The organism is Nocardia sp. NPDC005746, assembly GCF_040630785.1.
Taxonomy (GTDB): domain Bacteria; phylum Actinomycetota; class Actinomycetes; order Mycobacteriales; family Mycobacteriaceae; genus Nocardia.
Map to the genome: position 1 here is coordinate 235,330 of NZ_JBEXYE010000003.1, position 10,509 is coordinate 245,838.

Genomic DNA, 10,509 nt, shown 5'->3' on the forward strand with positions numbered 1-10,509 from the left:
GTGGCCGCCGTGGCGCGTGGGGCCGGTCAGCGCGGCGAGGGGCGCTGGGTCTCGGTCCAGTCGCCCTCGTCGATCAGCTCCAGACCGGTGACGATCTCGGCCTCGATGCGGATGACGTGGTCCATCGGCATATTGATCCACGGGTCCAGCAGCGTCTCGTAGCGCTGCACCTGTTCGGGATCCATGACCACCCGCGCCACCCCGGTGACGATCACGCTCCAGCCCTGCCGGGTGTGCTCGTCGAACGAGTCGGCCTCATACGCCACCACCTGACCGTCACCGCGCAGCAGGCTGGCGCCCAGGTGCGCGCGCACCACGACGACATCCTCCTCGACGATGTGATTGACCGGCCGGATGATCGGAAGTCCCCGGCGCGAGTAGACGATTCGCCCGTAGTGCGCGCCCGCCAGTCGTTTCAGTGAATCGGCAGCCGAAAGCTCGCGTAGCTTCCGTGCCCCTACGCCGCCCATCCCTCCGATTGTGGTCGATCGGCGCCGATAACGCCAATTGCCTTGCCCCATCGCGAGGTTCGCCGCGGTGTCAGCGCACTGGCGGGACCGAGACAAGGGCGGGCGGTTTGTCCGTGCGCAACCCCTTCCAGCTGGGCATGCGCAGGCGCTCGCCGGAGTATTCGCGATATTCGACGTCGGCGACGAGGATCGGATCCACCCAGTGCCAGCCCGCCCCTTTCGCTTCCGGCGGCGGCGGGTCGAAAGGGGCTGCGGAGACGGTGATCCCGTCGAGGGCGCCGCGCAGGACGCGGCGTGCGGCCTGGGTGAAGCCGGTGCCGACATTGCCGAGGTAGACGAGCCGGCCGGTCTTGTCGTGCGCGCCCATGATCAGCGAGCCGAACGTGGTCCCGAACGCGCCCGCGCCCGGCGTCCACCCGGCCACCACGACCTCGGTGTTCTGCCGCAGCGGCGTCTTGATCCAGGCCGGGGACCGGCGGCCTGGCAGGTACACCGAATCGGTCCGTTTGGACACGACGCCTTCGATCCGGTGTTCCCGCGCCACCTCCAGCAACTGTGCCGCGTCCACATCGAGCCAGTGCGGCGGCGCCGACAGCGGTTCGTTCAGCGGCAAGCCGGCCAGCCGCTCACGGCGCTGGAGGTAGGTCTCGCCGGTGATGTCGAGGTCGTCCACACCGAGCACGTCGAAGACGAAGAACCGCACCGGGACCTCGGCGATCAGCTGCTCCCCCGGCCGCACCACGTGCATGCGCCGCTGCAGCCGCCCGAACGAGGGCGCTCCCTCGCGGTCCGGCGCGACGATCTCGCCGTCCAAGATCAGAGATCCCTTGCCGGGCAAGTCTTTCAATGCCGTGACGATCTCCGGATAGGCCGCGCTGACGTCATTGCCGTTGCGGCTGAGCAGGGTGCAATCCCCGGCCTCGCGGATCGCGATGATGCGGACTCCGTCCCACTTCATCTCCACCGCCCACCCGGGCCCACCCGGCGGCGGCCCCCCGGTCGCCAGCATGGGCGACGGGCCGCGGCGGACCGAGGCGGCCACGCGGGCCGCTATCCGCGCCGATATCCGGGCGAACGGGACATGCCCGGGAGTTTGCTACCGAGTTGTCCTCCCGCTGCCGCGGCACGCCGGGGACGCCCGGTTCGTTATGGTCCGCCAACTCGGCCACCCTCATTCCGCGGGGCGGAGGCACGGGGATCGATGGGCGCACAGAATCCGTCACCGCCCCGTCGAACGCTCACCGGAGAGGGTCGTCACGATACTGGTGACGGTGGCGACCGATTTGCCGTCACCGCGGGTGATATCGCACCGGTAGTGCGTGATGGTGCGGCCCGAATGCGTCGGGTATGCGTGCGCGCGAAGGGTGTCGCGCCAGACCGGGCGCAGGAAGACCGCCCGCAGATCGATGCTCGTGAACGATTCGCCGGGACCGACCACCGTGGAGTGCGCGGTGCCGATGGCCGCGTCCGCCAGTTCGGTGAGCAGCCCGCCGTGCACCGTGCCCTGCTGGTTGCCGTGCACCGCGGGATCGGTATCGATCTCGACGACCGCCCGGCCCAGGACGACCGCGGTCAGGCGGATCCCGAGAGTGCGGGAAATCGCTGTCGGATACCGGAACTGGCAGGTCTGGCCCTCGGCCAGGGTTCCGGCCAGCTGGGCGTGCAGGTAGTCCAGAACCGGCAGTTCGGTCGGCGAGATCGTCATGGACGGGACGGTAGGACCGGTCAGATAGGACGATCAAGAAATTGTCCTAGGTACAGTCGGGTGATGCGCACGTATCAGCAGGTCGCGGCCGAACTCGCGGCGCAGATCCGCGCGGGACGCTGGGCCCCGGGGCAGCGGCTGCCGACCCATCGGGAGCTCGCGGCCGGGCACGGCATCGCGGTGGCCACCGCGACCCGGGTATTCGCCGAGCTCAAGCGTGTCGGACTGGTCGTCGGCGAGCCAGGCCGGGGCAGTTTCGTGCGGGACCGATCGGTGCGGCTGGCGTCGGCCGAATACGGGGCGGGCGCGGACACGGTGTGGGCGGATCTGGCCTTCACGCAACCGATGTCGCCGCGCCGCGCGGAACTGCTGCGCACCGCGCTGCGCGACCTCGCCGGCGGCGGCGACCTGGACGCCCTGCTGCGCCAACAGCCTCCGGGTGGGCGGCCGCACGACCGCGCGATAGTCACGGAGTTCCTGGATCGACGCGGAATCGCCGCCGACCCCGCGCGCGTCGTGCTCACCCATGGGGCACAGCACGGATTGGATCTCGTTGTCCGCGCGCTGTTCTCACCCGGAGACGTGGTCGCGGCGGACGAGCTCACCTATCCCGGCTTCAAGCTGCTCGCCCATGCCCACGGAGTCGATGTCGCGCCGATCCCGGCCGTCGCCGACGGCCCGGACCTGGACGCCCTCGACCGGCTGTGCGCGCGACGGCCGGTGCGCGCCGTCTACGCCATGCCGACCCTGCACAATCCGCTCGGCTGGGTCCTCGACCGCGGGCAGCGCGAGCGCCTCGTTTCGATTGCGCGGCACCATGATCTGTTCCTGATCGAGGACGCTGCCTATGCCTTCCTCGCCGACACCGCACCCGCGCCACTGGTCACCATGGCTCCCGAGCGCACGTTCTGGGTCTCGAGTCTGTCCAAGAGCGCCGCGGCCGGTCTGCGGTTCGGCATCCTGGTCATCCCGCCGCGCGCCGAACCCGCGCTCGGACGATTGCTCCGCGCGACCATGGCGAGCCCGCCGGGCCTGGTCACGGCCGTGGCGGTGCGCTGGATCGGCGACGGCACGGTCGACGCCCTGGAACACGCGAGCCGCCGCGCGGCCGGAGACCATCAATATGTCCTGCGCCAGGAACTGGGCGACCTCCGGCCGATCGCCCATCCGCGCTCGTTCTTCGCCTGGCTCCCCATCGACCCCGACCAGCGCATGGACCGCATCGCGGCCGAACTGTCGCGCCGCGGCGTCCGGGTCTGCACCGGCGACGTCTTCGCCGTCACCCAGCACGTCCCGCACGGTCTGCGCATCGCCCTGGGATCGCCCGCGCTGGAAGAGCTTCCGCTCGTACTCGCCGAATTGCGGGACGTCCTGGACTCGGTGCCACCCGGCTGACGGTGCGCCGGGGAGTCGATCGGCAGGCGAGTGCTCTCGATCCGGCTCGCGGCGTGGTCCGCCCCCACTCCCCCGACGCCGAATGCGATGAGCCGGTCCGGGTCTCGCTGGGGTACGCAGCCGGGCACACGCATCTCCCACCGCCCGCCGTCCACCGCTCCCCCGGGCCCGGTGCCCGTTTCGTGGCTTCCGGCGAGTCCGTGCACAGGTCGTCAGCGCCCGCCGATTCCAGCCTCCCGCAGCGAAGCACGGATCAGCCGGGCCAGCTGTGCCGCGACGATGTCGAGGGGTTCGTCCGATCGGCGCACCCGGGCCAGCAGGGTCGCACCCTCGTAGGCCGCGACCACGGTCACCGCCAACCCGGCCGCGTCCGCCTCGGGCAATCCCAGATCCGCCAGGAGTGAGGCGAATCCGCATTCCATGGCATCGAACGCCGACGCGCAGGCGGCACGGACGGTCTCCACGTCGCTGCCCCCGTCCAGCGCCGGGGTGCCGACCGGGCAGCCATCGGTCCAGTCCGAGTCGGCGAGTTTCGCGGCCATGAAGCCGAACAGCGTTGTGGTCGTGGCGAATACGTCGTCCGGCGCCTGCCGGATCATCCGTCCGACGAGGTTCCCGGTCCCGGCGATCGCCGCCACCGCGATCTCCTCCTTCCCACCGGGAAAATGGTGATAGATCGAGCCGTACGGCAGACCGGCGGCGCCACTGAGCGCCTTGAGCCCGAATCCGTGATACCCGCGCCGGGCCAGCAACTCCGCCGCGGCCACCACGATCCGCCGTTTGGAATCCGACATCCTGCCCTCCGCACACCCTTGACTAGAAAGAACGTTCTAGCGAAACTCTAGTCCATGCGGAGATTGATGCTGGATGGTCCCGGACGCCTGCGCTGGGAAGACTGCCCCGAACCGACACTCGACCATCCGGACCAGGCACTGGTTCGGCCGGTGGCGCTGGCGACCTGCGACCTCGATCCGGCCGTGCTGCGCGGTGGTTTCCCGCTGCCCGGTCCGTTCCCTTTCGGCCACGAAGGTGTCGCGGAAGTCGTGGCGGTGGGAGAGGACGTACGCACGGTCGCGGTCGGGGACCGGGTCGTGGTGCCGTTCCAAATTTCCTGTGGCACTTGCGAACCGTGCCGGCGCGGGCGGACCGGCAACTGCGCGAGCCACCCGATGATGTCAACCTTCGGTCTCGGCGCGATGGGTGGGCTGAACTGGGGCGGCCTCTGGGCGGACCTCGCCGTGGTTCCGCATGCCGACGCCATGCTCGTTCCGCTCCCCGACGGCATCGACCCCGCCGCGGTGGCCAGCGCCAGCGACAACATTCCCGACGCGTATCGCACTGTGGGACCGCGGCTCTCGGCCGAGCCGGGGGCGGAGGTGCTGGTGCTCGGCGGGCCCGCAGCGGCGTCGATCGGCCTCTACGCCGCCGGATTGGCGGTCGCGTTGGGCTCGTCGCGGGTCGTGTATGTCGACACCGAACCCGAACGGCTGGAGATCGCAACGCGATTCGGCGCCGAAGCCGTCGAGGCCGGACCCGACGCGAGAGTCGGGCGATTCCCTGTCACCGTGGAGGCGTGCGGCGGCGCGATCGCGCTGCGCGCCGCGATCAACGCCACCGGCCCGGACGGCACCTGCACCAGCGTCAGCGTGCAACGCGAGGACGTCGAGCTGCCGCTGCTCGCGATGTACTCGCGCTGCTGCACCTTCCACACCGGCCGCGCCCACGCCCGCCCGGCCATTCCGGCCGTTCTCGACCTGGTCGTCGCCGGCAGGTTCGATCCCTCGATCGTCACCACCCGCACCGCGGGGTGGGAGGAGTCCATCGACGCTCTGCTCGAGACACCGATGAAACTGGTGGTCACCCGCTGACGGCCGGGCCGGGCGCTACTTGGCCGAGAAGCCCTGGCCTCGAATGGCGTCGAGGACCTCGCCGTAGGTGAGCGAGGAGGTGACCGAGATGGTCTCGGCCGCGCGATCGACGGTGACCGCACTGGTGGAGTCCATGCCGCGCAGGGCGCGTTCGGCGAGGGTCGCCTCGGAGGCGAAGTGCGGCATTTCGTAGGTGTAGGTCGACATTGGTTCGCTCCCGTTCATAGTGCGTGAGTTCGCATTCCAGGCATAGCCACGGATTCGGCGGATAAACGGGCAGGACTCGCCGGACAACCTGCCGATTCGGGGTTTGGCCTGCGTGACAGCGGGCATTGCCCCGATATGTTCACAATCATCGGGCTCATCGCTCTGCTGGGTGCTGTGACCGTGGGCGTGGCCGGGGTCGCGGCCAACAGCGGTGACTCGCACGCACTTCCCAACGGCTTCACCGTATTCGATCACACCTACCACGGCTCGAGCGGACTGTTGTTCGCGTACGGGATGATGATCGGCGCGGCCGGCGCGGCCGGAACGATCCTGCTGCTGGCCGGAATCTGGACCACCTCACGGCGCGGCCAGGTGGCGCGGCGCGAGCTGCGTCAGTCGCGACGGGAAATGGCCGCCGCGCGAAAGGAACTCACGAAACCTGTACCCACCTCCAAGCCCGCGGGTAACGTGGAGCCACCTCGGAAGCCGGTGGTTCCCCTGGCCAAGGTGGCGCCGAAACGTGCCCTCTCGAAGCCGAACTGGTCGGTCAACCGTTTCCTCGGTCGCCCGAGCGGGTCCCCCGCACCGACAGAATCCGCCGCCAAATAGGAACCCTCCGAATGTTCGTCGTGCTCGGCCTGGCGCTGCTCGACGCCGGCTGGCTGCTCGCCACCCCGGCCCTGTCCTCGCTCGGAATCATCGCCATGGCCGTCGCCCTGATCCAGTGGCTGATGGGTGCGCCCGCCCGCTGGCTCGCGCACCCGCGCTATTGACTCGCGTACCCGTATCACCGACTCGCGTACTTGTGTCATCCACCGGACACCGAGGTCCGGTGCCACCACGCCGACCGGGATCCCACCCGGTCGGCTAGCGTCGGTTTCATGACGGTGACGGTGCTGGTGCCCGACGAACACGGCTTCGCGGCGATTTCCCGGCTGCCCGGGGCGCGGCCGCTGCGCTACACGCTGGGCGAGCCGCTCCCTGCCGGGGCGGACGAGGCCGAGGTGTTCGTGCCCGCGTTCCTGGCCAGCCGCCCCGAGAATCTCGAACTCGCTCGCGCGCTGCCCAAACTGCGCTTGGTGCAGCTGCTCACGGCGGGCGCGGAAACCTGGGTCGGACAGCTGCCCGAGCACGTCAGGATCTCCACGGGTCGCGGCGCGCACGGGGCCAGCACGGCGGAGTGGGCGATCACCGGATTGCTCACCGTCTACCGGGAATTCACCGAATTCGCGCTCGCCCAGCGTGAACACCGCTGGATTCAGCACCGCACGGATACCTTGCACGGCAAGCGCGTCCTGATCGTCGGCGCGGGCGACCTGGGCACCGAGATGCAGCGCATGCTGCTGCCTTTCGGCACAACGGTCGAACTGGTCGGTACGCGAGCCCGCGCCGGCGTCCACGGCGTCGACGAACTTCCCGCGCTGCTCCCGCATTTCGACGCGGTCATCCTCATGGTTCCGGTCACCACCGACACCATCGGCATGGTCGACGCCTCGTTCCTGTCCCGGATGGCCGACCGCGCCATCCTGGTCAATGCCGCCCGCGGCCCCGTGGTTCGCACCGACGACCTCCTCGCCGAACTGCAATCCGGCCGCCTGCGTGCCATTCTCGACGTCACCGACCCCGAACCACTGCCCGCCGACCACCCGCTGTGGGACGCACCGGGCCTGCTGCTCACCGCGCACGTCGGCGGCAGCAGCACAGGAAATCTGGAGCGCGGCTGGACCATCGCCACCGCCGAAATCGCGCGCTACCTCGCGGGTGAGCCGCCGGAGAACCTCGTCAGCGGCGAATACTGAACTGGCACAACACGAACCCGAGCGCCATGCGGGTTACAGCGTGTCCTTGCCGATCGGCCGATTGATGCCGCGCCACTCCCGCTCCCAGCGCGCATACCGCCGGGCATCGAGCACGGTCCCGGTGAACCACACGGTCGCCGCGGCGGCACACCAGGTTTCGACGAGTATCGCCAGCCCGGTCCCGATCCCCTCCGCGGCCGCGGACCCGGGCCGTGACGGCGCGATGGTCGGCTGCCCGTTCTTCGTCCACAATGTCACCGTGGCCCCCGCGGCCTGCGGTCCCGGCACATCCACGGTCGCGGTCGCGATCTTCCCGCCACTGTCCCACTGCACCGGCGCCTGATACCGCACCTGATGCGTCGCGTACCGATCCGAATCCGGCACCCGCACCGCATCCGCGGTCTCCGTGGCCACCACCCGGACCTTCCCCGAGTCCTGCGCCACGATCCGGGCCTGCGCCCCCGTATAACTGACGGTCCCCACCGCCCCCGCCACCGGCACCGCCGCGGCCACCACCACCACGGCCAACGCCCGGAGCACCACCTCCGCCCGATCCGACACACGCATCAACGGACTGGAGTTCCATGGGCGCACTCGCCACAGCCGCGTCGACCACGAAGGACGCATCGACACCTGGACCACCTCTCCCCACGCGCCGTCGTACCGCTTACATCGGTAGCTGTACCCAGAGGGATACGCCATGAACCAACGAACGTCAAGGTCAACGCATCGTCATGTTCGACGTGGCAGCGGACAACGACGACCTGCGGTTCTCGCTGGGCGGACCGCCCCCGGCCGGAGTCGCGGCAGCTATGGGGTCCGATTTCCGCCGGAAGCATGACCACGGTGTTTCTAGCGTCGGAGACATGGAACTCGATGTCATTCCGTCCTCGCGGGAATGGGTGCTGCGGACACCCACGGTGTGGTTCATGGCCTTCGCGGCCGCGCTCGGGACCGCGAGCATGTATCCGTTGTATCCCGCGATAGCCGAGTTGGCCGAGTCACTTCAGGCTTCGACGGCCGCCGCGGGCACGGCCTTGGCGTGCGGGCCGATCGGATACCTGGTGGGACTGGCGTTGCTGGTGCCGCTGGTCGATCGGTACGCGGCGCGCGCGGTGGTCTCGGTTCAATTCGCCGCGCTGGCCGCGGTTCTGGCCGCCACGGCGGCAGTCGGTTCGCCGTGGCCGCTGGGCCTCGCGGTGGGGCTCGTCGGGGCGGGATCCTCGATCGGCGCGCAATTGAGTTCGGTCGCTGGAAGATTCGCGGCCTCGCACAAGCGGGCCACCGTGCTCGGCATCGTGACGGCCGGCATTTCGGCGGGCATCCTCGCGGGCCGAATCGTCGGTGGCTGGCTGACCGATGTCGTGGGGTGGCGGGGAATGCTGCTCGTGTTCGCCGCGGCGTGCGTCGGCTGTGCCGTCGCCGCCCGCGTCGCGCTGCCCGCGGCGGCGGGCACCGCCACCGCAGGCTATCTCGCGACCCTGCGCGGAATGCCCGCGCTGTTCACCCGGCATCCGGCGCTGCGCCTGGCGGCGATCCGAGGCTCCCTCTGGTTCTTCGCCTTCTGCGCGATCTGGGCCGGACTCGCGGTCGCCCTGTCCCAGCCGCCGTTCTCGTATTCCCCCGAACGGATCGGCCTGTACGCCGTCGCCGGGATCCTCGGCATTATCGCCACCCGAATCGCGGGAACCTGGACCGATCGCATCGGTGCACGCCAGGTGATTCTGCTCGGCCTGCCGCTGGCGATCGCGAGTACGGCGATCCTCGCCGTCACTTTGTCGAACACGGCACTGACCCTGTTGTGCCTCGGCCTCTTCGACGCCGGACTGTTCGCCGCCCAAGTTGCCAATCAGAGCACGGTCCTGGCCATCGACCCCACCAGCCCTGCCCGTTTCATCAGCGCCTACATGGTCGTCTACTTCATCGGCGGCAGCCTCGGCACCGCGTTCGGCGCCGCGGCGGTCGGCTGGTTCGGCTGGACCACCACCGCGATGGCCGCGGCCACGGCGACCATCCTGGCCGCGATCATCACCGCCCTGACCGGACGAGTCAGCACACGGTTGTCATCCCCGGATGGCCTTCACTAGCACCACCGCCGTCTCGGCGCCGGCCCGGCGATCTTCCGAGATCCGTTGATAGTCATCCGATTCCGCCCAGTCCCGGAACGACGCCTCATCGGGAAAACTCATCAACACGACCTTGTCCCGGTCCCACTCCCCTTCGACGACCCGCGGCGCCTCATCGGCCACGAGCAGCGTTCCCGAATAGCGTTGGAACACATCCATGAACGCCGCCTGATACCGGTTGTAGGCGTCGCGGTCGGTGAACTTCAACTGAGCGATGGCATAGACGGTCATGCGGCCACCGTAGCCATCCCACCGCGTGCGGCAAAGGGGCGTACCGGTCGCAGACCGCGGTCTCGCGCCCTGGCCGCCCGGTTCAGGATGTGCGCACGCCGAATTCCGCGGCGATCGTCGATGAAATCGGGGAGATCATCCGGATCGCGGGAGGTGATCAGCGTCCAGCCCGCGGCGTTGCTGCGGACGACGGGCTCGTCGACCCAGGACGGACCCGCGTTGATCAGATCGGTGCGCAGTGAGGGATACAAGGCCTCAACCCTGTGCCGCAGCGGAATTCGCGCTACCCGGGCCATCGTGTACACGCGGCGGCGATCGTCCGCGCGATTTCCAGCTCGGTGTCCTGGCAACAGACCTCCAGCAGCCGGTCCACGCACCGCGCTCCGGTGACCACCCGTAGGACTCGCCGGCGGCCGCGGGCGTGGTCGTCGGCATCCAGAATGGCCTGGAGCCCGGAGATGCTCAGGAAGGTCAGTCGCGATAGGTCGACCACCACGAGCCGAGTACTCGTGGAGATCGCGTAGCCGAGGTGTTCGCGGAAATCTCCGACGTTGCAGTAGTCGATCTCGCCAGTAGCGGTCACTACCGTCGTGGACGGTGATGGTGCGCTGTGAGTGACTCCCAGCAGCGAGTGCCGTCCGCGCCGCTCGACGATCGCCGATCCACCAGCGACGATGAATGAAGTCGGCATCAGGATCAGATCCTTGT

Annotated in this window: 14 protein-coding genes and 1 pseudogene; 6 read left to right on the plus strand and 9 right to left on the minus strand. The window is 69.3% G+C overall.

Translation table 11 applies throughout. The annotated features are described in order from the left end of the window. Window positions 1-26 precede the first annotated feature (26 nt). The 3 genes from ABZ412_RS07715 to ABZ412_RS07725 form a co-directional block, all read right to left on the minus strand. Window positions 27-470, minus strand: a complete 444-nt coding sequence (locus tag ABZ412_RS07715) for a pyridoxamine 5'-phosphate oxidase family protein (RefSeq protein WP_357277632.1) — start codon at window positions 468-470, stop codon at window positions 27-29. 70 nt (window positions 471-540) lie between these two features. After that, window positions 541-1,512 (minus strand): non-homologous end-joining DNA ligase, encoded by a 972-nt coding sequence (gene ligD, locus ABZ412_RS07720; protein WP_357277635.1) that lies wholly within the window; start codon window positions 1,510-1,512, stop codon window positions 541-543. A 177-nt stretch (window positions 1,513-1,689) separates the two neighbouring features. Beyond that, entirely contained in the window at window positions 1,690-2,175 is a 486-nt protein-coding gene (locus ABZ412_RS07725; RefSeq protein WP_357277637.1) for a PaaI family thioesterase, read from the minus strand. Between the two features lie 63 nt (window positions 2,176-2,238). Between ABZ412_RS07725 and ABZ412_RS07730 the strand changes: the two genes are divergently transcribed. Then, on the plus strand, window positions 2,239-3,570 hold the full coding sequence (locus ABZ412_RS07730) for a PLP-dependent aminotransferase family protein (RefSeq protein WP_357277639.1): 1,332 nt from the start codon (window positions 2,239-2,241) through the stop codon (window positions 3,568-3,570). 212 nt (window positions 3,571-3,782) lie between these two features. Here the strand turns inward: ABZ412_RS07730 and ABZ412_RS07735 are convergent, their stop codons facing one another. Further along, a complete protein-coding gene (locus tag ABZ412_RS07735) occupies window positions 3,783-4,364 on the minus strand; it encodes a TetR/AcrR family transcriptional regulator (protein WP_357277642.1) in 582 nt (193 codons plus the stop codon). A 54-nt stretch (window positions 4,365-4,418) separates the two neighbouring features. Between ABZ412_RS07735 and ABZ412_RS07740 the strand changes: the two genes are divergently transcribed. After that, window positions 4,419-5,438, plus strand: a complete 1,020-nt coding sequence (locus ABZ412_RS07740; RefSeq protein ID WP_357277644.1) for an alcohol dehydrogenase catalytic domain-containing protein — start codon at window positions 4,419-4,421, stop codon at window positions 5,436-5,438. A 15-nt stretch (window positions 5,439-5,453) separates the two neighbouring features. Here ABZ412_RS07740 and ABZ412_RS07745 read toward each other — a convergent pair whose 3' ends face one another. After that, a complete protein-coding gene (locus tag ABZ412_RS07745; protein WP_357277647.1) occupies window positions 5,454-5,645 on the minus strand; it encodes a hypothetical protein in 192 nt (63 codons plus the stop codon). A gap of 135 nt (window positions 5,646-5,780) precedes the next feature. Here ABZ412_RS07745 and ABZ412_RS07750 point away from each other — a divergent pair, with 135 nt between their 5' ends. The 3 genes from ABZ412_RS07750 (at window position 5,781) to ABZ412_RS07760 (ending at window position 7,444) form a co-directional block, all read left to right on the plus strand. After that, a complete protein-coding gene (locus tag ABZ412_RS07750) occupies window positions 5,781-6,254 on the plus strand; it encodes a hypothetical protein (protein WP_357277649.1) in 474 nt (157 codons plus the stop codon). 11 nt (window positions 6,255-6,265) lie between these two features. Then, on the plus strand, window positions 6,266-6,418 hold the full coding sequence (locus ABZ412_RS07755; RefSeq protein ID WP_357277651.1) for a hypothetical protein: 153 nt from the start codon (window positions 6,266-6,268) through the stop codon (window positions 6,416-6,418). A 108-nt stretch (window positions 6,419-6,526) separates the two neighbouring features. After that, a complete protein-coding gene (locus ABZ412_RS07760; RefSeq protein WP_357277653.1) occupies window positions 6,527-7,444 on the plus strand; it encodes a 2-hydroxyacid dehydrogenase in 918 nt (305 codons plus the stop codon). Between the two features lie 33 nt (window positions 7,445-7,477). Here the strand turns inward: ABZ412_RS07760 and ABZ412_RS07765 are convergent, their stop codons facing one another. After that, a complete protein-coding gene (locus ABZ412_RS07765) occupies window positions 7,478-8,011 on the minus strand; it encodes a hypothetical protein (protein ID WP_357277656.1) in 534 nt (177 codons plus the stop codon). A 167-nt stretch (window positions 8,012-8,178) separates the two neighbouring features. On the opposite strand from ABZ412_RS07765, the gene ABZ412_RS07770 reads away from it, so the two are divergent. Beyond that, window positions 8,179-9,531, plus strand: a complete 1,353-nt coding sequence (locus tag ABZ412_RS07770) for an MFS transporter (protein ID WP_357277658.1) — start codon at window positions 8,179-8,181, stop codon at window positions 9,529-9,531. Here ABZ412_RS07770 and ABZ412_RS07775 read toward each other — a convergent pair. The 3 genes and pseudogenes from ABZ412_RS07775 to ABZ412_RS07785 form a co-directional block, all read right to left on the minus strand. Beyond that, window positions 9,508-9,801, minus strand: coding sequence for a DUF1330 domain-containing protein (locus tag ABZ412_RS07775; RefSeq protein WP_357277660.1), 294 nt, complete (start codon window positions 9,799-9,801; stop codon window positions 9,508-9,510). The two genes, ABZ412_RS07770 and ABZ412_RS07775, sit on opposite strands and share 24 nt — an antisense overlap. Window positions 9,802-9,920: 119 nt before the next feature. Next, a pseudogene (locus tag ABZ412_RS07780) lies at window positions 9,921-10,049 on the minus strand (DJ-1/PfpI family protein); the annotation flags it as partial. A gap of 35 nt (window positions 10,050-10,084) precedes the next feature. Then, a complete protein-coding gene (locus ABZ412_RS07785; RefSeq protein ID WP_357277662.1) occupies window positions 10,085-10,492 on the minus strand; it encodes an STAS domain-containing protein in 408 nt (135 codons plus the stop codon). Window positions 10,493-10,509: the final 17 nt, after the last annotated feature.

What these genes read in the sequence shown, in the direction of transcription:
- ABZ412_RS07715 (WP_357277632.1), bottom strand. Translation starts at nt 470, where the DNA reads ATGGGCGGCGTAGGGGCACGGAAGCTACGCGAGCTTTCGGCTGCCGAT.
- ABZ412_RS07765 (WP_357277656.1), bottom strand. Translation starts at nt 8,011, where the DNA reads ATGCGTGTGTCGGATCGGGCGGAGGTGGTGCTCCGGGCGTTGGCCGTG.
- ABZ412_RS07750 (WP_357277649.1), top strand. Translation starts at nt 5,781, where the DNA reads ATGTTCACAATCATCGGGCTCATCGCTCTGCTGGGTGCTGTGACCGTG.
- ABZ412_RS07760 (WP_357277653.1), top strand. Translation starts at nt 6,527, where the DNA reads ATGACGGTGACGGTGCTGGTGCCCGACGAACACGGCTTCGCGGCGATT.
- ABZ412_RS07755 (WP_357277651.1), top strand. Translation starts at nt 6,266, where the DNA reads ATGTTCGTCGTGCTCGGCCTGGCGCTGCTCGACGCCGGCTGGCTGCTC.
- ABZ412_RS07740 (WP_357277644.1), top strand. Translation starts at nt 4,419, where the DNA reads ATGCGGAGATTGATGCTGGATGGTCCCGGACGCCTGCGCTGGGAAGAC.
- ABZ412_RS07775 (WP_357277660.1), bottom strand. Translation starts at nt 9,801, where the DNA reads ATGACCGTCTATGCCATCGCTCAGTTGAAGTTCACCGACCGCGACGCC.
- ABZ412_RS07770 (WP_357277658.1), top strand. Translation starts at nt 8,179, where the DNA reads ATGTTCGACGTGGCAGCGGACAACGACGACCTGCGGTTCTCGCTGGGC.
- ABZ412_RS07730 (WP_357277639.1), top strand. Translation starts at nt 2,239, where the DNA reads ATGCGCACGTATCAGCAGGTCGCGGCCGAACTCGCGGCGCAGATCCGC.
- ABZ412_RS07745 (WP_357277647.1), bottom strand. Translation starts at nt 5,645, where the DNA reads ATGTCGACCTACACCTACGAAATGCCGCACTTCGCCTCCGAGGCGACC.
- ABZ412_RS07785 (WP_357277662.1), bottom strand. Translation starts at nt 10,492, where the DNA reads ATGCCGACTTCATTCATCGTCGCTGGTGGATCGGCGATCGTCGAGCGG.
- ABZ412_RS07735 (WP_357277642.1), bottom strand. Translation starts at nt 4,364, where the DNA reads ATGTCGGATTCCAAACGGCGGATCGTGGTGGCCGCGGCGGAGTTGCTG.
- ABZ412_RS07725 (WP_357277637.1), bottom strand. Translation starts at nt 2,175, where the DNA reads ATGACGATCTCGCCGACCGAACTGCCGGTTCTGGACTACCTGCACGCC.